The sequence below is a fragment of the Flagellimonas sp. 2504JD4-2 genome (assembly GCF_053642935.1).
The window spans coordinates 804,663-824,478 of record NZ_JBSIOV010000003.1; the positions used below are offsets into that span (position 1 = coordinate 804,663).

Below are 19,816 nucleotides of genomic sequence, written 5' to 3' on the forward strand. Positions count from 1 at the left end.
TTGTTATATGCCTTCTGACCATAGGCCTTGTCTTTCTTATTGATAGATTTTTACCCCAAAAGATAAAACCGATTCTAGTTATTGCATTCGGGCTTTTAAGCATCTTTTTGGGCTACAAAATTTACCAATCGATTAACGCACCTATTGAATTTAAGAAGGTCCGACAAGAAAGATTTTCGAAAGTTATTGCCAAGTTGAAAGATATCCGTGATTCACAAGAAGCCTATAAAACGGTAAACGGAAGATTCGCAAGTAATTTCAACAGTCTTATCCAATTTGTGGATACAGGTAACTATACCATCACCCAACAAAGGGATTCGTCTTTCATGCGCTACAACAAGGTATATCAAATCGACTTGCAAGTTGACACGATTATCATAGACACTCTTGGTTTTGTCAAGGTAAAGGATTCATTGTTCAAAAATGATGATAGCTATAAAACCATGATGGAAGTTCCTGGAGCGCAAGGAGGAGAAAAATTTGAAATGAAGGCTGATATCATTGACAAGCAAGGATATAAAGCTCCGGTATTTGAAGCAAAAATTGCCAAGAATGTGGTTCTTTTCGATCAGCCTGCCGATTTGTTGGCGCGCGAAAATGCCCACCAAAGTGTTGAGGAAGTAAATGGGACTGAAATTAAAGTAGGCTCTCTTACTGATGTAAGTACGAATGGAAACTGGCCTCCAATTTATGACAGAAAAGACCAATAATATAACAAAGGTCGAAACCGAAAATAACTTTAAGAAACTGTCCATTCAAATTGGTTTGAATGGACTTTCTTTTTGTGTGGTGGATACTATTACCCATAAGATACTGGCATTTCAAAAAGTATCTTTCAAAACACAGTCCACCCCCTACTTGATGCTGAAAGAGTTAAAAACATTGCTCAATCAAGGGGATGAAATCCAAAAAAAGTTCTCTAAGGTGGTGGTCATACACAAAAGCGGATTGTTCAGTCTAGTTCCCAAAACGCTTTTTAACCCGGAAGAACTTCCCAATTATCTAAAATTCAATGCCAAGATAATGGCAACCGATCATATTGTTTACGATGAGATTCCGCATTATGATATAATCAATGTCTATGTGCCGTTTGCCAACATTAACAATTACATTTTCGACCTATTTGGTGAGTTTGAGTTTAAACACAGCGGCACCGTTTTGATTACGACTTTATTGAATCAAACCAGGGCATCCGCAGACCCTGTTTGCTATATCCAGGTATCGGAAAAAGAAATGGAGATGGTGGTCATCTCAGAAAAGAAACTCCTTTTCTATAATCATTTTCAATATAAAACGGCAGAGGACTTTCTGTACTACTTGCTCTTTGGGCTGGAACAATTGAACATCGATTTGGAAAAGGTGCAACTCAAACTGTTTGGCACGGTAGAGGAAGGTGATGCCATTTTTGATTTGTGCTATAAATATATTCGGAATGTATCCGTGTTTGAGCCGGTAAATCCAACCTACCCTTTGGAACAATTGGAAACCCAAACCATCGATTTTACCACCCTTAGTTCCTTATAGTGCGTATAATCTCGGGAAGATATAAGGGCAAAAGGCTTATCGCACCAAAAAAACTCCCTGTGAGACCAACCACCGATATGGCCAAAGAGGGACTTTTCAATATACTTAACAACCGATTTTACATAGACGAACTTAAAGTGATAGACCTTTTTGCGGGAACTGGGAATATTAGCTTCGAATTTGCTTCCCGTGGAGCTGCAAATATCATCGCTGTGGATAGTTACCCAGGTTGCGTGCAATACATCACAAAAACATCCAAGGAACTGGATTTTTCCATTGTAAGCATCAAATCTGACGTATTTAAATTCTTGGAAAAGACACCGGAAAAAGCCAACCTAATCTTTGCTGATCCTCCCTATAACTTTGAAAAGGAGCAGTTCAATAAAATTGCGGATCTGATTTTTGATAGAAAACTGCTTCTTGAAGATGGCCTTTTGATCATTGAACATTCCGATCAAACAGATCTGTCCGACCATCCCGATTTTACGGAATTCCGAAAATATGGTGGAAGCGTCTTTAGTTTTTTCGAAAAGTAAAAGCAGGCCATAAGCCGGATTCTGTCGAGCCTTATCATTTATCTAGGCCTCAAGTTACCGAGAGGCTCCAACCGCCTACCCTCCAATTCGAGCGTGCAACCCTCAAACATTGGTTTACGTGACGTTTCACCACATAGAGTTTACCTGATTTCACTACAGCCGAACTGTACTTGCTTTCTGTTGCACTGGTCCTCGTTTTTCAACGGACGGATGTTATCCGCTACGCCGCACTATGGTGTCCAGACTTTCCTCTTCAACCTTGATCAAACAAGGTTGCAGCGATAAGGTGGCCTGCTGACGGCAAAGGTAACTCAATTGTTAATAAAAAATGGTTTCCTCTTTGCCCCTAACATCACTTTGCAACTTCCTATTTCTATATTTGTAATAATGCAAAATTCTCCTGTTTTGGAACCCTTTATTGTTTCGGCCCGGAAATACCGTCCCCAGACGTTTAAAGATGTTGTGGGTCAGGAAGCTATTACCAATACCCTGCTCAATGCCATTGACAACAATCATTTGGCACAGGCCCTTCTTTTTTGTGGTCCTCGAGGGGTGGGTAAAACTACCTGCGCCCGTATCTTGGCCAAGAAGATCAATCAAGACGGCACAGAGCTTGAGGATGAAGATTTTGCGTTCAACATATTTGAACTTGATGCCGCCTCTAACAATTCGGTGGATGATATTCGAAGCCTTATAGACCAGGTTAGGATTCCTCCCCAAGTTGGCAAATACAAGGTTTACATCATTGATGAGGTTCATATGCTCTCGCAATCGGCGTTCAATGCTTTTTTAAAGACTTTGGAAGAACCACCAAAGCATGCCATTTTTATTTTGGCCACCACTGAAAAGCACAAGATAATTCCGACCATACTCTCGCGTTGTCAGATTTTCGACTTTAAGCGGATTACCGTTAAAGATGCTTCGGAATACTTGAAATATATAGCGGAGCAACAAGGCATCGAAGCCGAGGAAAGTGCCCTTCATATCATTGCGCAAAAAGCTGATGGCGCAATGCGTGACGCGCTGTCCATTTTCGATAGGGTAGTAAGTTTTTCGGGAAAGCAATTGACCCGAAAAGCTGTTACCGAGAATTTAAATGTACTGGATTATGATACGTATTTCAGTACTACGGACCTAATTTTGGAAAACAACATTCCTGACTTACTGGTATTGTTCAACAAAACATTGTCTTTAGGTTTCGATGGACATCATTTTATTACTGGCCTCGCCTCTCATTTTAGGGATCTAATGGTATGCCAACACCCTGAAACTATTGCTTTGCTTGAGGTTGGGGAAGATGTGAAGAAACATTACGAGGTCCAAGCAAAAAAGGCCTCAAGGGAATTTCTGTTGCAAGCCTTGGAAATGGCCAATGATTGCGATCTAAAATATAAAACAAGTAAAAACCAACGTCTGCTTGTTGAGCTTACTTTGATGAAATTGGCTTCTATCTCCTTTGATGGAGAAAAAAAAAAGTCTGATTTCATAATCCCAGCATCATTCTTTAAATCAAAAAAGGAGAAGGTCGAGTCACCTGCTACAACGGTGGTAGCAAAAGAACCGGTCGTTCAATACCAAGAAGAGCCATCTGAGCCATCACAACCTCCCCAAGAGACTGAGGCACAACCGCAAGAGCCCAATGTTCCAATTGAGGTCAAGAATCCCCCGATTAAAAAAATCCAGCTGAAATCCCCTGAAAATCGGATCTCAGGACTGTCCCTTTCCAGCATAAAGGCCAAAAAAGCGCATGAAAATGTAAAAACCCCTTTGGTCAACGAAGATGACCTTCCCAAGGAAGTCTTTACAGAGTCGGATATGCAGTCGCATTGGAACGATTTTGTCCAGCAATTGGAGGATAAGGGGCGTAAAATTTTGGCGAGTAACCTACAGACCGATGTTCCCAAGCTCAAAAACGAGAATACCATTTGGATTGAGCTTCCTAATGGTACCATGAAAAAAGAGGTGGAACGGGAACAAAGTCTTATGATGGACTACCTCAAACAAAAATTGAACAATTATTCGATAGTGTTACAAATTACCGTAAACGAAGAGGTTGCCAAAAAGTTTGCCTTCACCCCAGAGGAAAAATATCAAAAGCTGAAGGAAAAAAATCCTGCCATTGATTTACTGAGAAAGGAGTTCGATTTAGATTTCTAACCCCTCTATTCATTTAAGAATACCGCTATCTTTGCGCTGTAAAGTTTGACATTATGCTTGGCCTTAAATTACCTACCGATCCCAGATGGGTCAATATCGTAGAAAAAAATATCGAAGAGATTCTTACCGACCATGCTTATTGCGAGCAAAAAGCGGCAAGCACAGCTATTTCGCTGATCATTGGTTTTCCTGAGAAATCAGAATTGGTAAAGGAAATGACAGCGCTGGCCCGGGAAGAAATGGGGCACTTCAATATGGTCCACGATAAAATCGTAAAAAGAGGTTGGGTCTTAGGTCGAGAGCGCAAAGATGAATATGTTATCGAATTGATGAAGTTCTTTCCAAAGGGTGGAAGCAGGGAAACCCATTTGATCCATCGACTTCTGTATGCGGCCTTGATTGAAGCCAGAAGCTGTGAACGCTTTAGATTGCTTTCTGAGGAGCTGGAAGACGCAGAATTATCTGAATTTTACCGTAGTCTGATGGTCAGTGAGGCCAACCATTATACCATGTTCTTAAAATTTGCCAGAAAGTATGGGAATCGAGAAGAAGTGGACAAAAAATGGGAGGAATTGTTGGAGCATGAGGCCAAATTAATGAAGGACCTGGGCAAAAAGGAAACTATGCACGGGTAATCTTATTCGTTGTACAAGGTTTTGATCATCCCATCGGACAGCCCAATTTTGGGTACATGAATCTTCTTGGCACCGCTCCACTTTGCAGCCGATAAGAATATCTTAGCCGCTGGAATTATCACATCGGCCCTATCTTGATTTAATCCCAACTCCGATATCCTATCGTCGTAATCCATGCTGTTTAAAAAGTGATACTGGGCATTGAGCCAGATATAGGATAAGGGCTGGTTCGGTTTTCTGCCGGACATTTTATGGAGCTTATTGATATTCCCTCCTGAACCTATAATTTCTACCTTGCTGTTTTCTGGAATATGCTCTTTTATCCAATCATGCAAGGCTTGCCAAATCGAATCATCAACCAAGGCATTCAGAATTCGGACCGTACCTATTTTAAAGGACTTAGATACCAGCACATGACCGTTTTCAAAGATGGTAAATTCGGTGCTTCCGCCTCCAACATCCACATAGAGGTACAATCTATCTTTTTTGATAAGTTCTTTCAAATCGGTAGAAGCGATAATCGAAGCTTCCCTTTTCCCATCAATTATCTCAATCTTTATCCCAGATTCTTGGAATACCTTTTCAACCACATCGTTTCCGTTTTTAGCTTCCCGTAAAGCCGAAGTGGCACAAGCCATATATTTTTCCACCCCATAAACCTTCATCAACAAATCGAAGGATTGCATGGTCAGAATCAATCGCCTAAGATTATGAGCTGAAATTTCGCCTTTGGTAAAGGCATCTTCCCCAAGGCGAACAGGAACACGAATAATTTCACTCTTTTTGAATGTGGTAACCTTATCTTCCTGTTCTATCACATTGGTCACCAACAAACGAATTGCGTTGGAACCAATGTCAATAGCTGCAAACTTTCGAATTATCAATGTGACCGACTTAGGATTCCAATTTGTTCTGATAGTAGTCGTAAAGGGCGAACTGCGATCTTAACTCCGGTTCGCCAGCTTCTTTTGGCTTATATGCATTATCCTGTTTCTCCGAAAATACACGTGCCTTAAAATTATCTCTCCACGAAATATCAAATGTATCCAACAATTCTTGTTTGATATCATCATCATAAATTGGACAGCCCACCTCGACCCTAAAATCAAGATTACGTGTCATCCAATCTGCAGAGGATATATAAACCTTTGGATCGCCGCCGTTACCGAAAATGAACAACCGGGGATGTTCCAAGAACTTGTCGACAACACTAATGGCCTCAATATTTTCACTCATGCCCTCGATTCCCGGAACAAGACAGCACACACCCCTTATAATCAATTGAATTTTGACCCCTGCCCTACTTGCCTCGTACAATTTGTCGACCATTTTGTAGGAGGTAAAACTGTTCATCTTGATTTTGATGTAGGCCTCCTTGCCATGGCGGGCATTTTCAATCTCGTTATCAATTAACCTCATAAAAGTCACCTTGGTGTAGTGCGGGGAAACAATCAGGTGCTTGTATTTGTTGATTTTATAATTGGTCTCAAAAAACTCAAATACCCGGCTCATATCCTTTAAAATACCTTCGTGAGCCGTGAACAAAGTGTAATCGGTATAGATTTTTGCTGTGGACTCATTAAAGTTACCTGTACTGATAAACCCGTACCTTTTGATACCTTCGGCCTCCTCTCGCTCCACTAGACAAATCTTACTGTGTACTTTGAGTCCAGGCACCCCAAAAATCAGCTTTATCCCCTCAGCTTGTAATTGGTTGGCGTATTCAATATTGGCTTGTTCATCAAACCGGGCTTGAAGTTCTATTTGCACAGTGACTTGCTTACCGTTTTTTGCAGCATTGATCAACGAAGCAGCTACCTGGCTATCATTGGCCAATCGATAGACCGTAATCTTAATGCTTCGTACTTTGGGATCAAGTGCAGCCTCCCTTAAAAACTTGGTGACATAACTAAATGTATGGTAAGGCGCATAGATCATATAGTCTTTTTGGTTTATCATTTCCAAAAGACTCCCTTTCATGCTCAACCCTTTGACTGGCAGAGGTTCAATTTTCTTATACATCAAATCGTCCCTTCCCAGGCTAGGGAATCCCATGTAATCCCTTCTATTATGATATCTACCCCCAGGAATAACACTATCCGTGTCCTCAACGTTCATTTTCTCCTTTAGAAACTGAAGTGTGTCCTTATCAATCTGCTTGTCGTAGACAAAACGAACCGGGTCACTGATTTTTCTATGTTCAACACTGGAAGATATTTTCTCAATAAAACTCTTGGTCAAATCATTGTCAATGTCCAACTCGGCATCACGGGTAATCTTGATCATGTGAGCGGAAATCGATTCAAAATCAAACATGGTAAACACACTGTCCAAGCAGAACCGGATCAAATCATCTAAAATGATGATATAATTTTTGTCTCCTTCCTTTGGCAGTACGATAAACCTATCTATCCCTTTTGGAATTTCAATCAAGGCATAGCGATTGTTCCCGTTCACCCCAAGGTTCTCATCATTTTTCATTACCATTTTTACCGCTAGATAGGCAGCGGTGTCCTTTAGTAACGGAAACTCGGTAAGATCGTTCAAAATGATGGTCATCAATTCTTGATTGACCTTTTTAAAAAAGTACTCGCGTATAAATTCGGCCTGGTTTTCCTTTACCTCATTTTCATTTATGATGAAAATATTCTCGGCTTTTAGCTCTTCTTCAATGCTATTAAGAATTTCAAGGCTTCGTGCCTGCTGACCAATAACGATTTTGGTAATCTCTTCAAGAAGGTCCTTGGCCTTTTCTCCTCCCAATACACTTTTTCCTTTTTTCCCAGCATCAACAATACGCTTGACCGTAGCATATCTCACCTTGAAAAATTCATCAAGATTGTTACTGAAAATACCTAGAAACCGTAATCTATCAATCAGGGGGACCCTTTTGTCGGCACTTTCTTGAAGTACCCTTGCATTGAAATGTAACCAACTAATCTCCCTGTTTACGTATTCGTTTTTGGTCTTTACCATTTATCCTCTTAAGTGTTTTGGAAAAATAATTTGCTCGGTGGTTCCCTTTGTAAGTTTTGCCCAATCGTTCGCTTCAAATTTGATCAGAACCAATCCTGCCGTGGGAACATTGTCAATATACTGATCTCCCCAAGCATTTGCAAGGGATGTAAATGCATAATTGTGTCCAAAAATCGAAATAGTATCATATCGGTTATCCAAATTTTCCACAAAATTCTGGACAGCGCCACCTGAAAAGTCATACAGCTCCTCTGTTACCTGAAATTTGTCAAAGGAAAATCCAATATTTCTGAGGAAAATTATGCTGGTATGTAATGCTCGATTTGCATGGCTTGAAAAAGCAAAATCTATTCGGACATCATTTTTATTGAATTCTTGAGCAACCAAATGCGCGTCATTGATTCCCCTTTCTTTAAGGGGTCTATCTTTGTCAGACACTTCATATTCCCATGAAGATTTACCGTGCCGCATTAATACTATCCGCTTCATATTTGTTTACATTAAGGAGCCAAACGTTCTATTTTCCAATCAAAATCTTCTTGGAGGGTATATCGAATTCTATCGTGCAATCGATTTGGTCGGCCTTGCCAAAACTCGAAAGAAACGGGTCGCACCAAATATCCACCCCAATGGGCCGGCCTAGGAATCTCTTTTCCTTCATATTTCTTTTCCAAAGCATTCAGCTTTTCCTCCATAACCTTTCTTGAAGGAATCACTTCACTTTGATCCGAAACAACGGCTCCAAGTTGACTACCCACAGGTCTTGACTCAAAATAGCCATCGGAAAGGTTCTCCGCAATCTTTTCGGCTGTGCCCTTAACGATTACTTGGCGCTCCATATTTGGCCAAAAGAAGGAAAGGCATAGTACTGGATTTTTGGCAATAGCCTTCCCCTTTTCACTTTGATAATTCGTATAAAAAATAAAGCCTTCATGGGTGTATTTCTTCATCAATACCACCCTGTTTTTGGGAAATCCGTCCAAACCAATGGTGGAGATCGTCATGGCATTGGGTTCATCCAGTCCATCCGTGGCCTCTACCTCATAAAACCATTTTTGAAACTGCTCCATGGGATTTTCCTTGATGGAACCCTCAGTGAGCTCGCTTTTTTCGTAGGATTTCCGATAATTTCCCAGATCCTTTTGCATCACATTGTCTTAGTATCCTCAAATTTCAGTAAAAGAAGGGAGATTAAAAAGGTTAGATGGTTTTGTTTTGATTGAATTGATACAAATTTTACAAAAGTGTGAAGTATCACAATATGGACTAAATCTCAAAAGACTTTCCATCGTCAGCCAATTCAACCTGGGGGAAAACTTTTGATGCTTCCTCCTTAAAAAGGTCAATGGATTTGTATCGTGTAGAGTAATGTCCCAAAATCAACTTCCCCACATTTGCTTTTTCCGCAATTTGGGCCGCTTGGGTAGCCGTTGTATGCTTGGTTTTGGTCCCCAAATGAGCCTCAGACTCCAAAAAAGTGGATTCATGGTAGAGCAAATCCACATTTTCGATAATGGGCACAATGGTCTCATTGTATGCGGTATCACTACAAAAAGCATAGCTTTTGGGCCTAGGGGGGTCAATGGTCAAATCGATATTGGAAACTACCTCACCATTTTGCTTCACTCCGTTGGAGCCATTCTTAATATTGTTGAATTGACTCCTATCAATTTCATATTTTGATACCGCCTCAACATCCAGTTTACGTGGATACGGTTTCTCCTTGAACAAAAATCCATTGGTATACACTCTATGGTCCAATGGAATAGTCTGTACGCTGACGGTCTCATCATCAAAAATGAGTTGGGAGTCCTTACCCTGAAGTTCGTGGAAAATTAAGGGATAATTTGTCCAAGAATCCCCCAATTTTAAAAACAAGGTGATAGCTTCTTTAATTCCTTTAGGACCGTAGATATGGAGTTCAGAATCCCTGCCCAACAGTCTAAAAGTGGAAATAAGTCCCGGTAAGCCGAAAAAATGATCCCCGTGCAAATGTGAAATGAAAATGTGTTTTATCCTAGAGAACTTGACCTTATATTTTCTCAACTGCACTTGGGTTCCCTCACCACAATCAATTAAAAAAAGATGGTTTCTAATTTCAAGGACCTGGGCTGTAGGACTTGTAAACGTTCGTGGCGTTGCGGAATAGCATCCGAGAATGGTAAGTTTCATTTGATTTGGGTAAAGGGTTGATGGTGAAGGTTGATGGTTTGCAGGAAAACATAATTACTCCACAATCCATCAGTTTTTAATTTATCATCCAACACTTTCAACTTTTAATTTAAATACCGAGGTCGCGTTCTATTTCTTCCATTTCAATGATGTCCTTTGCCTCCTGGATGGTAGGTACCACGCTTATTACTTCAGGAATTTCGTCGTACGATACCTTATCGGTAACCAAGACAAAAGATTTATTAGATTTTTTGTGGGTATTGGAAATCTCCAAAAATTCCAAAATATCACCAGCCGTAAGTTTGCTAAATGAAAAAAGGTTTACCACAATATTGTCATGTTTCAACTTGGGGTATGCCTTTCTGAGGTTTTCCATAAATGTGGAAAGTGAGGTCTTTTCTTGGAAAACAATTGTCGTTGTTCCTTCCTTGTTGAAAATCATTTTACTACTTTTTTGCCGCCAACAAATAAATTACTGCCATACGAATCGCCACTCCATTTTCTACTTGTTCCAAAATAATGGACTGGTCCGAATCTGCCACATCACTTGTGATTTCCACTCCCCTATTTATAGGTCCAGGGTGCATGATCACAATTTGTTTGTCCAAACTGTTCAACAGTTGCTTATTGACCCCAAATTGTTGGGTATATTCCCTAGTTGATGGGAAATAGCTAATATCCATTCGCTCGTTCTGAACCCGAAGCATATTGGCCACATCGCACCATTCCAGAGCTCTCCTAAGGTTTGTTTCAACCTTTACCCCCAATGACTCTATATGTTTTGGAATCAAGGTCTTAGGTCCACAAACTTTTACGTTTGCTCCTTGCAACTTTAAAGCAAAGATATTGGATAAAGCAACACGGGAATGCAGAATATCCCCTACAATGACCACATTTTTGCCTCCAATATCCCCAAGTTTCTCCCGTATTGAGTAGGAATCGAGCAAAGCTTGGGTAGGGTGTTCATGCGCCCCGTCTCCGGCATTTATGATCGATGCGTCGACATGCTTGGACAAAAATATACCCGCACCGGGGTTTGGGTGTCTCATCACCACCATATCCACTTTCATGGAAAGGATGTTGTTTACCGTGTCGATCAGCGTTTCCCCCTTCTTTACGGATGATTGGGAGGCCGAGAAATTAATTACATCGGCCGACAGTCTCTTTTCAGCCAGCTCAAAAGAAAGTTTTGTTCGAGTACTGTTCTCAAAAAAGATGTTGGCAATAGTCGTATCACGCAGCGTCGGCACCTTTTTGATGGACCTGTTGATAACCTCCTTAAAATGGTCGGCTGTTTCAAAAATGAGTGCTATATCCTTTTTATCAAGGTATTTTATGCCTAGCAAGTGATCTACACTTAATTCACTCATCCCTTATTATTTGCTTACTAAATACACAATATCTTTTCCATCATTCTCCTCCCACATTACCTTCACTTTTTCCTCGTTTATGGCATCTACCTGTCTACCTCTATAATTGGGTTGGATGGGTAAATGTCTGCTAAATCTTCTATCGATCAAAGTGAGTAGTTCGATATCCAATGGTCTTCCAAAGGATTGAATAGCCGTCAAAGCTGCCCTAATACTTCTTCCGGTATATAGCACATCATCAATAAAAACCACATTTTTATCCTCCACCAAAAAATCAATCTTAGTGGTGTTCGCTTTCAAGGTTTTATCACCTCTTCCAAAATCATCCCTATAGAAAGTGATATCCAAAAAGCCAAGTTCAATATTCTTCACCTTGTATTCTTCCCTGAGGATTTTGGCCAATCGTTCTGCCAAATAAACTCCCCTAGGCTGAATACCTATTAAGGCCGTATTGCTAAAATCTAAGTGGTTTTCTAAAAGTTGACAGGCTAAACGATGAAGTATGATGTTAATTTCTTTGGAAGTAAGAAGTACTTTTTGACTCATTTGCTGTGCTGCCAACTCAATTGTATGCAAAAGTAAACAATTCTTTAAAATGAATGGGAGATAAAAAAGCCCCGTTGTTTCCAACGAGGCTCTTGCTTATGTATAGAAAGTCTGATTATTTTTTGGAATCAGCTTCCATTTTATCCTTCAATGCTTGCAGTTGCGCATTTGCATCACCCAATGTTGGTGCTGCTTCGTCAGAAGATGAAGAGCGCTTTTTGGCAGCTCTTACATTCCTTTCCTCTTGCTCCCTGAAGATTGCTGTGTGGCTTGCCACAACTCGTTTGAAGTCTTTGTTGAACTCAATGATCTTGAAATCAACTTCTTCTCCTTTAACTAGTTTCTTACCATCTTCTTTCTCCATATGACGGGAAGGAACGAATCCTACGATATCGTCGCTGAAGTTTACAGTGGCACCTTTGTCAACAACCTCTGCGATAGCCGCTTTGTGAACGGTACCTTCAGCGAACTCCTCAGCATATTTGTCCCAAGGGTTTTCTGTTGTTTGCTTGTGACCAAGGCTCAACTTACGTCCTTCAACATCCAATTCCAATACCTCAACTTCCAAGGTGTCACCTACGGTAACAAACTCAGATGGGTGCTTGATTTTCTTGGTCCAAGAAAGGTCGGAGATATAGATCAATCCGTCGATACCTTCTTCCATTTCAACAAACACACCGAAATTTGTAAAGTTTCTTACAATTCCTTTGTGTCTTGAACCTACAGGATATTTAGATGTAATATCGGTCCATGGATCTGGGGTCAATTGCTTGATACCCAAAGACATTTTTCTATCTTCCCTGTCCAAGGTCAATACTACTGCCTCAACCTCATCACCAACATTTACAAAATCTTGGGCCGACCTTAAGTGGGTAGACCATGACATTTCGGAAACATGGATCAAACCTTCAACACCTTCAGCAACTTCGATAAACGCACCGTAGTCAGCAATAACAACTACCTTGCCTTTTACCTTGTCACCAATCTTGATATCATCACCCAAGGCATCCCATGGATGTTTTTCCAATTGCTTAAGACCCAACTGGATTCTTGATTTATTGTCATCAAAGTCAAGGATTACCACATTCAATTTCTGGTCCAGTTCAACAACCTCGTTCGGGTGGTTGATTCTGCTCCAAGAAAGGTCAGTGATGTGGATCAATCCGTCAACACCCCCAAGGTCGATGAATACACCGTAAGAAGTAACGTTCTTAACGATACCTTCAAGTACTTGACCTTTTTCAAGCTGACCGATGATTTCCTTCTTCTGCTCCTCGATATCAGCCTCGATAAGTGCTTTATGGGAAACAACTACGTTCTTGAACTCGTGGTTGATCTTCACCACTTTGAACTCCATGGTCTTACCAACATATTGATCGTAATCGCGAATTGGCTTCACATCGATCTGGGAACCTGGCAAGAACGCCTCGATTCCGAATACATCGACGATCATACCACCTTTGGTTCTGCATTTTACAAAACCGGTAACAATCTCCTCTTTGTCATGGGCCGCGTTGACACGATCCCAAGCCATGATGGTTCTTGCTTTTCTGTGCGACAATACCAGTTGACCTGTTTTGTCTTCACGGATATCAATTAGGACCTCAACTTTGTCTCCTACTTTAAGATCAGGATTGTAACGGAACTCGTTCAAAGAGATAACTCCTTCCGACTTGGCATTGATGTCGATGATCGCCTCACGATCCGTCATGTGGACCACGGTTCCTTCAACCACCTCTTCGTCGGCAGTATCCACGAAATTTTCTTCAACAAGTTTTTCAAATTCGTCCAACTTGCTGTCATCAACTTTTTCAATACCCTCTTCATACTTTTCCCAATCGAAACTTTCCAAAAATTCCTTAGGATCTTGTTGGGTCTGAACTTCTTCTTTTACTTCTACAGCTGCCGTAGTTTCTTCTACTTCAGCTTTTGCTTTTTCTTCAGCCATGTGCTGATTTTAATTTGTATTCCACGAGTCTACAAGAGTTAAACAATCGCTGTGGAAGTTGTTATGTTTTTTTACTATTCCTTTTTTCTCTTGTTGCTTTGCCAAAAAGGAGTGCAAAAATACAATTAATTCCTTGTTTTACAAACCCTTATTGGACTCTTCTGAACCTATATTAACAATTAATGGAAATTTGAGCCAAAATGTGACTTTTATGCATATCTTGTTTCATACTATTAACCATTAAATTTAATACAGCATATTATGAGTGTAAAAGCAAAATACCAAGCAGTTTTGGACCTTGGGCAGAAATTGGCCATTAAAGATGGTGACGTTTCTGAAGACGCCGGCGTTTTGAAGATTAAAGGAGAAGCAAACACACCTTATGAGAAAAACGTTCTTTGGGATAAAATCAAAGAGATTGGAGGTCAAAGTCCAAGCGACATTAAAGCAAACATTTCGGTTTCCGACGATTCCGTTTATCATAGACATACAGTGCAAAGTGGAGAATCTTTGAGCAAAATCGCCAAGCACTACTATGGTGACCCCATGAAATACAAAGCGATTTTTGAAGCCAATACCAATATCCTTAAAAATCCGGATTTAATTCATCCAGATCAGGTTTTGGTGATTCCGAACCTATAGTTTTATTGGAAGATACTATTGAAAAGCCACTATAAAGTGGCTTTTTTTATTTGCATTTAAAACGGAAAGAATATTCAAGTTTTCCATTTATGCATTAATACGGTTCATCAGGATTTTTCCAATAAAATTCCCGAACTTCACTTGGTTGTGCTGAACTTGTTTCAGCATGAGCGACATACCGCATCAAAACCAAAGACAACATGAAAAAATCAACGCTCAGATTTATCAATCTATGCTTTCCAGTAATCTTTCTCTTCGCCTTATGTATCAGCTCTTGTTCAGATTCCAAGAACAGTAATTCCAGTTCTTCAATAAACATCGAGTTCCCCTATCCAGCGGAACATTATGATGAGGCATTGGACGGAAGATTGGTTTTATTGATTTCAGAACAGATTGAAACCGAACCCCGATTTCAGCTTAGGGATGACCCAAAAACCTGTCAAGGCTTTGGTATGGACGTCGACAACTGGAAACCAGGTGAGTCACTACAATTTGACATGGAAGCATTTGGATATCCTATTAGAAGCTTTAAAGATTTACCATCGGGTGAGTTTTATGTGCAGGTCCTGTTCCACAAATACGAAACTTTTAATCGTGCAGATGGGCATGTGTTAAAATTGCCCATGGACAGAGGAGAAGGACAGCAATGGAATAGGGCTCCCGGTAACCTCTATTCCACTCCCCAAAAAATTACAATCAGCAACGGGCAATTCCCTGAACTTGCCATAAAACTAGATCAGAAACTACCTCCGATTACCGAGCCGGAGGACACAAAATACGTCAAGCACATAAAAATCAAAAGCAAGTTGCTGAGCGACTTTTGGGGAAGGGATATGTATTTGGGAGCACATGTATTGTTACCTGAAGGATGGGAGACACATCCCAATGTAAAATACCCATTGGCTATCATGCATGGGCATTTCCCAAGCGATTTTGGAGGATTTCGGACCACTCCCCCGGATCCAAACCTGGAACCTGAATATAGCGAGCGATTTAATGTTGATGGCTATAATTTGATGGTACAACAAGAGGCGTATGATTTTTATAAAACGTGGACCGGGCCAGATTTTCCAAGGGTCATAGCCATTAAAATCCAACACCCCACCCCATACTATGATGATTCATATGCCGTAAATAGTGCCGCTCAAGGTCCTTATGGAGATGCGATCACTCATGAGCTCATTCCACATATCGAGGAAAAATTTAGGGGAATAGGAGAAGGCTGGTCGCGATTTGTTTACGGTGGTAGCACGGGAGGTTGGGAAGCCCTTGCGGTCCAGGTGAAATATCCTAAAGACTATGGAATGTGTTTTGCGGCTTGTCCCGATCCCATCGATTTTAGGGCCTATTGCTTGGTAAATATCTACGAAGATGAAAATGCGTATTATGAAGAAGGTTCATTTAAAAAGACCCTCGTTCCCGGTCATAGGGATTATTTAGGGAATGTGGATGCTACCTTGAGGGATATGAACCATCGGGAACTGGTATTGGGTTCAAAAGGCCGATCTGGACAGCAATGGGATATTTGGGAAGCAACATATTCACCGATTGATGATGAGGGCTATCCAAAAAGAATCTGGAATCGTCTTACTGGAGAAATCGATAAAGAAGTAGCCGCTTATTGGAAAGAAAATTATGATCTCGCCTATATTTTAAAAAGAGACTGGGCAAAACACGGCAATGATTGGGCAAATAAAATTCATTTGTATTGTGGCGATATGGACAACTATTACCTCAACAATGCCGTATATCTCGCTGAGGAAATCCTATCTGAAACAACTGCTCCTTATTACAATGGGGAAGTAGATTATGGTGATCGTGCAGAGCACTGCTGGAACGGTGACCATGATAATGGAAATCATATCAGTCGATTGCGTTATCACCGCATGTTCATCAAAAAATATGTGGAGAAAGTACAAAATGTTGCCCCTAAAGGCGCTGACCTGAGTAGCTGGAGATATTGATTTTGACTTACTTCAAGCTGTTCTCCGCTATGATTCTTTTGGCGTAGTCAAAGACCCGCTCAAATTGTTCTTCCAGCCCCATGTCGCTATTATCAAACTCAATTGCATCATCGGCTTTTCGCAACGGTGAAGTTTCGCGTGTGGAGTCAATAAAATCTCGTTTTTGGACATTTTCCAATACTTCCTCATACGAAACGTCTTCTCCCCTGTCCAATAACTCTTTGTATCTACGTGTAGCGCGTGCACCAGGAGAAGCTGTCATGAAGATTTTTAATTCAGCATTAGGGAAAACAACGGTTCCGATATCCCTTCCATCCATCACAATGCCTTTCTCAGTGCCCATTTGCTGCTGCATTTCCACCAGTTTATGTCGAACTTCGGGAATGGTGGCAACCTTACTAACCTGACCGGATACCTCCATATTACGGATTTCACGCTCTACATTTTTACCATTGAGGTGCATTTCGGAAATTTCCAACTCCTTGTTCGGTACAAATTTCAATTGGATATTAGGTAGGTCAGCCACCAAACCGACTATATTATCTTGGTCACCTACAAAGTTATTTTGAATGGCATAAAGCGTAACTGCTCTATACATGGCACCGGTATCAACATAAACATAGCTTAAGGCAGCTGCAAGCCTTTTGGCAATGGTACTCTTACCTGTGGAAGAGTATCCATCTATGGCAACGGTTATTTTTCCCATGGGCTAAAAATAGGGAGAAGTAAATGAAAGATTTCAAAAAAATACCCCTAAAGTCTCCTTAAGGGGATAATAATTTAAAGCTTCTTCGCATTTTTCACTTTCCTATCGGTAATCGCAATATCAATCACCTCGCTCATATCGGTCACGTAATGGAATGTAAGTCCTTTGAGGTAGTCTTCCTTGATTTCCTCGATATCCTTTCGATTGTCCTCACAAAGAATAATTTCCTTGATTCGGGCTCTTTTTGCGGCCAAAATCTTTTCTTTTATCCCTCCTACAGGTAGAACCTTGCCCCTAAGCGTTATTTCACCGGTCATGGCCAAGCTCTTCTTCACTTTACGCTGTGTGAACAAAGAAACCAAAGAGGTCAACATGGTAATACCAGCACTTGGTCCATCTTTTGGCGTCGCACCTTCGGGAACGTGAATATGTACATTGTATTTTTCGAAAACATCGGAGTTAATACCAAATGCTTCAGCATTGGATTTAATGTATTCCATTGCGATGGTGGCTGACTCCTTCATCACCTTTCCAAGATTTCCGGTGATATTCAGAACTCCTTTTCCTTTGGAAAGTATGGATTCTATAAATAGAATATCCCCTCCTACACTGGTCCATGCCAAACCTGTAACCACTCCGGCAACATCATTGTTTTCATATTTGTCCCGCTCGAGTCTAGCTGGACCAAGAATCTTTTCAACATCTTCATTGGTCACTTTGATGTTGTATTCTTCTTCAATAGCGATGGATTTGGCAGCGTATCGTACCATTTTGGCCAATTGCTTTTCCAAACTTCGAACTCCTGATTCCCTGGTATAACCCTCAACAATTTTCTCTAATTGTGGTTTTCCAATCTTAAGGTTTTGGCTCGACAATCCATGTTCTTTCAATTGCTTGGGCAATAAGTGTTTCTTGGCAATTTCCACCTTCTCCTCAATGGTATATCCTGTAACATTGATGATTTCCATACGATCTCGCAATGCAGGTTGAATGGTTCCCAGATTGTTGGCCGTAGCAATGAACATCACCTTTGAAAGGTCATACCCCATTTCAAGGAAATTGTCATAAAACTCGCTGTTCTGTTCTGGATCCAGAACCTCTAACATAGCAGAGGAAGGATCTCCTTGATGACTATTTGAAAGTTTATCTATCTCATCCAAGATAAAAACCGGATTGGAGGTGCCCGCTTTCTTTATGCTCTGCACAATTCGTCCTGGCATGGCACCAATATAAGTTTTACGGTGACCCCGAATCTCAGCTTCATCCCTAAGTCCACCTAAGGACATACGAACATATTCTCTACCTAAGGCCTCAGCCACGGATTTTCCTAAAGAGGTCTTACCAACACCGGGAGGTCCATAAAGACATAAAATCGGTGATTTCATATCGTTACGCAGCTTCAACACGGCTAAATATTCAATGATCCTTTTTTTGACGTCCTCAAGTCCGTAATGGTCCCGATCCAAAATCTTTTGGGCCCGTTTTAAGTCGAACTTATCTTTTGAAAACTCGTCCCAGGGTAAATCCAAGAAAAGGTCCAAATAATTCCTTTGGATGGAATATTCGGCAACTTGCGGATTCATTCGCTGCATCTTGGACAGTTCTTTCTCAAAATGCTCCTTTACCTTTTTACTCCATTTTTTCTTTTTGGCCTTAATGCGCATTTCATCAACCTCTTCCTCATAGGAAATACCCCCTAATTCTTCTTGGATGGTTTTCATTTGCTGATGAAGGAAGTATTCGCGCTGCTGTTGATCCATATCGCTGCGCACTTTGGATTGAATGTCATTTTTCAATTCCAATTTTTGAAGCTCTTGGTTCATATACTTTAAAGTGGTCAGCGCACGCTCTTGCAGATTGGGAATCTCCAAAAGCTTCTGTTTCTCGGCAACGCTCAAATTAAGGTTGGAAGACACAAAATTGATGAGAAAAGAATTGCTCTGAATATTTTTGATGGCGAAAGTGGCCTCGCTTGGGATATTTGGATTATCCTTGATGATTTTGAACGCCAATTCCTTTATGGAATCAATTATGGCAGCGAACTCCTCACTGGTCTCATCCGGGCGCTCTTCCTGAGCTTCTCGGACGGTGGCTGTGAAATACGGCTTTTCAGTAACCATTTCGGCAATCTCAAATCGCTTTTTCCCCTGTATGATCACCGTTGTGTTTCCATCGGGCATTTGCAATACACGAAGAATCCTTGCAACCGTTCCCAATGTGTTTATATCTTCCACCTTAGGATTTTCGGTCTCCTCATCTTTTTGGGAAACCACTCCAATGGTCTTGGTGCCATTATTGGCATCTTTTATAAGGTTTATGGATTTGTCCCTACCCGCAGTAATTGGAATTACCACTCCTGGAAAAAGCACAGTATTTCGTAGTGGAAGCACTGGTAGTGTCTCAGGAAGGCTTTCCCTATTCATTTCCTCCTCATCTTCCGGGGTAAGAAGTGGAATCAATTCTGCATCCTCATCCAGACCTTGCAGGGACATATTGTCAAAAGTTGAAATTTTTATTTCTCCCATATCATTAGTTTCGGTCATTTTGTCATTAATGACCACTATTTTTCTTTTCCTCATTGGCCCAATGCTATCCTAACACTCTAAAAGTAAGCAATACAAGGATGTTCGGGTCTTTTTT

General features: G+C 40.8%; 18 protein-coding genes and 1 other RNA gene. 7 read left to right on the forward strand and 12 right to left on the reverse strand.

Features of this window, described 5'->3' with window-relative positions; genetic code table 11:
* Positions 1-62 precede the first annotated feature (62 nt).
* Genes ACULLH_RS14840 through ACULLH_RS14850 form a run of 3 tightly spaced genes read left to right on the forward strand, consistent with a single transcriptional unit; the run spans position 63 to position 2,060 of the window.
* Positions 63-710 carry a hypothetical protein gene (locus ACULLH_RS14840; RefSeq protein ID WP_454089634.1) on the forward strand — a complete coding sequence of 216 codons (648 nt, stop codon included), beginning with the start codon at positions 63-65 and terminating at the stop codon, positions 708-710.
* Entirely contained in the window at positions 691-1,524 is an 834-nt protein-coding gene (locus tag ACULLH_RS14845) for a DUF3822 family protein (protein WP_454089537.1), read from the forward strand. Before ACULLH_RS14840 ends, ACULLH_RS14845 begins: the two co-directional genes overlap by 20 nt.
* Positions 1,524-2,060: an RsmD family RNA methyltransferase gene (locus tag ACULLH_RS14850; RefSeq protein ID WP_454089538.1), complete on the forward strand. Its 537-nt coding sequence runs from the start codon at positions 1,524-1,526 to the stop codon at positions 2,058-2,060. The genes ACULLH_RS14845 and ACULLH_RS14850 overlap by 1 nt, the downstream gene beginning before the upstream one ends.
* Here the strand turns inward: ACULLH_RS14850 and rnpB are convergent.
* Positions 2,056-2,358, reverse strand: an RNA gene (gene rnpB, locus ACULLH_RS14855) — RNase P RNA component class A. The genes ACULLH_RS14850 and rnpB overlap by 5 nt on opposite strands.
* 107 nt (positions 2,359-2,465) lie before the next feature.
* On the opposite strand from rnpB, the gene ACULLH_RS14860 reads away from it, so the two are divergent.
* Both ACULLH_RS14860 and miaE read left to right on the forward strand, forming a co-directional pair.
* The gene (locus tag ACULLH_RS14860) at positions 2,466-4,217 is read left to right on the forward strand and encodes a DNA polymerase III subunit gamma/tau (RefSeq protein ID WP_454089635.1); all 1,752 of its coding nucleotides are present in this window, start codon (positions 2,466-2,468) and stop codon (positions 4,215-4,217) included.
* Positions 4,218-4,270: 53 nt separating this feature from the next.
* Complete coding sequence (gene miaE, locus ACULLH_RS14865) at positions 4,271-4,852, forward strand: tRNA isopentenyl-2-thiomethyl-A-37 hydroxylase MiaE (protein ID WP_454089539.1); 582 nt, start codon at positions 4,271-4,273, stop codon at positions 4,850-4,852.
* Positions 4,853-4,854: 2 nt separating this feature from the next.
* Here the strand turns inward: miaE and ACULLH_RS14870 are convergent, their stop codons facing one another.
* The 9 genes from ACULLH_RS14870 to rpsA all read right to left on the reverse strand — a co-directional run bounded on the left by ACULLH_RS14870 (position 4,855) and on the right by rpsA (position 13,864).
* A complete protein-coding gene (locus ACULLH_RS14870) occupies positions 4,855-5,736 on the reverse strand; it encodes a Ppx/GppA phosphatase family protein (protein ID WP_454089540.1) in 882 nt (293 codons plus the stop codon).
* A gap of 10 nt (positions 5,737-5,746) precedes the next feature.
* Positions 5,747-7,828, reverse strand: coding sequence for a polyphosphate kinase 1 (ppk1, locus tag ACULLH_RS14875; protein WP_454089541.1), 2,082 nt, complete (start codon positions 7,826-7,828; stop codon positions 5,747-5,749).
* Positions 7,829-8,317, reverse strand: coding sequence for a SixA phosphatase family protein (locus tag ACULLH_RS14880; protein WP_454089542.1), 489 nt, complete (start codon positions 8,315-8,317; stop codon positions 7,829-7,831).
* Between the two features lie 11 nt (positions 8,318-8,328).
* On the reverse strand, positions 8,329-8,976 hold the full coding sequence (gene pdxH, locus ACULLH_RS14885) for a pyridoxamine 5'-phosphate oxidase (protein WP_454089543.1): 648 nt from the start codon (positions 8,974-8,976) through the stop codon (positions 8,329-8,331).
* 118 nt (positions 8,977-9,094) lie between these two features.
* Positions 9,095-10,000, reverse strand: coding sequence for a ribonuclease Z (locus ACULLH_RS14890; protein WP_454089544.1), 906 nt, complete (start codon positions 9,998-10,000; stop codon positions 9,095-9,097).
* A 109-nt stretch (positions 10,001-10,109) separates the two neighbouring features.
* Positions 10,110-10,442 (reverse strand): ribonuclease Z, encoded by a 333-nt coding sequence (locus tag ACULLH_RS14895; RefSeq protein ID WP_454089545.1) that lies wholly within the window; start codon positions 10,440-10,442, stop codon positions 10,110-10,112.
* A 4-nt stretch (positions 10,443-10,446) separates the two neighbouring features.
* Positions 10,447-11,370 carry an aspartate carbamoyltransferase catalytic subunit gene (locus ACULLH_RS14900; RefSeq protein WP_454089546.1) on the reverse strand — a complete coding sequence of 308 codons (924 nt, stop codon included), beginning with the start codon at positions 11,368-11,370 and terminating at the stop codon, positions 10,447-10,449.
* 6 nt (positions 11,371-11,376) lie between these two features.
* Positions 11,377-11,916, reverse strand: coding sequence for a bifunctional pyr operon transcriptional regulator/uracil phosphoribosyltransferase PyrR (pyrR, locus tag ACULLH_RS14905; RefSeq protein ID WP_454089636.1), 540 nt, complete (start codon positions 11,914-11,916; stop codon positions 11,377-11,379).
* Between the two features lie 115 nt (positions 11,917-12,031).
* Positions 12,032-13,864, reverse strand: a complete 1,833-nt coding sequence (rpsA, locus tag ACULLH_RS14910; protein ID WP_454089547.1) for a 30S ribosomal protein S1 — start codon at positions 13,862-13,864, stop codon at positions 12,032-12,034.
* Positions 13,865-14,125: 261 nt separating this feature from the next.
* Between rpsA and ACULLH_RS14915 the strand changes: the two genes are divergently transcribed.
* Complete coding sequence (locus ACULLH_RS14915; protein WP_454089548.1) at positions 14,126-14,506, forward strand: LysM peptidoglycan-binding domain-containing protein; 381 nt, start codon at positions 14,126-14,128, stop codon at positions 14,504-14,506.
* A 200-nt stretch (positions 14,507-14,706) separates the two neighbouring features.
* A complete protein-coding gene (locus tag ACULLH_RS14920) occupies positions 14,707-16,470 on the forward strand; it encodes an alpha/beta hydrolase-fold protein (RefSeq protein ID WP_454089549.1) in 1,764 nt (587 codons plus the stop codon).
* Between the two features lie 7 nt (positions 16,471-16,477).
* Here ACULLH_RS14920 and cmk read toward each other — a convergent pair whose 3' ends face one another.
* Together cmk and lon are read right to left on the reverse strand one after the other, a co-directional pair.
* Complete coding sequence (gene cmk / locus ACULLH_RS14925) at positions 16,478-17,176, reverse strand: (d)CMP kinase (protein ID WP_454089550.1); 699 nt, start codon at positions 17,174-17,176, stop codon at positions 16,478-16,480.
* Between the two features lie 74 nt (positions 17,177-17,250).
* Positions 17,251-19,701, reverse strand: coding sequence for an endopeptidase La (gene lon, locus ACULLH_RS14930; protein ID WP_454089637.1), 2,451 nt, complete (start codon positions 19,699-19,701; stop codon positions 17,251-17,253).
* Positions 19,702-19,816: the final 115 nt, after the last annotated feature.

Coding starts and splice junctions, on each gene's coding strand:
- pdxH (WP_454089543.1), bottom strand. CDS start 8,976: ATGCAAAAGGATCTGGGAAATTATCGGAAATCCTACGAAAAAAGCGAG.
- ACULLH_RS14915 (WP_454089548.1), top strand. CDS start 14,126: ATGAGTGTAAAAGCAAAATACCAAGCAGTTTTGGACCTTGGGCAGAAA.
- ACULLH_RS14880 (WP_454089542.1), bottom strand. CDS start 8,317: ATGAAGCGGATAGTATTAATGCGGCACGGTAAATCTTCATGGGAATAT.
- ACULLH_RS14895 (WP_454089545.1), bottom strand. CDS start 10,442: ATGATTTTCAACAAGGAAGGAACAACGACAATTGTTTTCCAAGAAAAG.
- ACULLH_RS14845 (WP_454089537.1), top strand. CDS start 691: ATGACAGAAAAGACCAATAATATAACAAAGGTCGAAACCGAAAATAAC.
- pyrR (WP_454089636.1), bottom strand. CDS start 11,916: ATGAGTCAAAAAGTACTTCTTACTTCCAAAGAAATTAACATCATACTT.
- cmk (WP_454089550.1), bottom strand. CDS start 17,176: ATGGGAAAAATAACCGTTGCCATAGATGGATACTCTTCCACAGGTAAG.
- miaE (WP_454089539.1), top strand. CDS start 4,271: ATGCTTGGCCTTAAATTACCTACCGATCCCAGATGGGTCAATATCGTA.
- ACULLH_RS14890 (WP_454089544.1), bottom strand. CDS start 10,000: ATGAAACTTACCATTCTCGGATGCTATTCCGCAACGCCACGAACGTTT.
- rpsA (WP_454089547.1), bottom strand. CDS start 13,864: ATGGCTGAAGAAAAAGCAAAAGCTGAAGTAGAAGAAACTACGGCAGCT.
- ppk1 (WP_454089541.1), bottom strand. CDS start 7,828: ATGGTAAAGACCAAAAACGAATACGTAAACAGGGAGATTAGTTGGTTA.
- ACULLH_RS14920 (WP_454089549.1), top strand. CDS start 14,707: ATGAAAAAATCAACGCTCAGATTTATCAATCTATGCTTTCCAGTAATC.
- ACULLH_RS14900 (WP_454089546.1), bottom strand. CDS start 11,370: ATGAGTGAATTAAGTGTAGATCACTTGCTAGGCATAAAATACCTTGAT.
- lon (WP_454089637.1), bottom strand. CDS start 19,701: ATGGGAGAAATAAAAATTTCAACTTTTGACAATATGTCCCTGCAAGGT.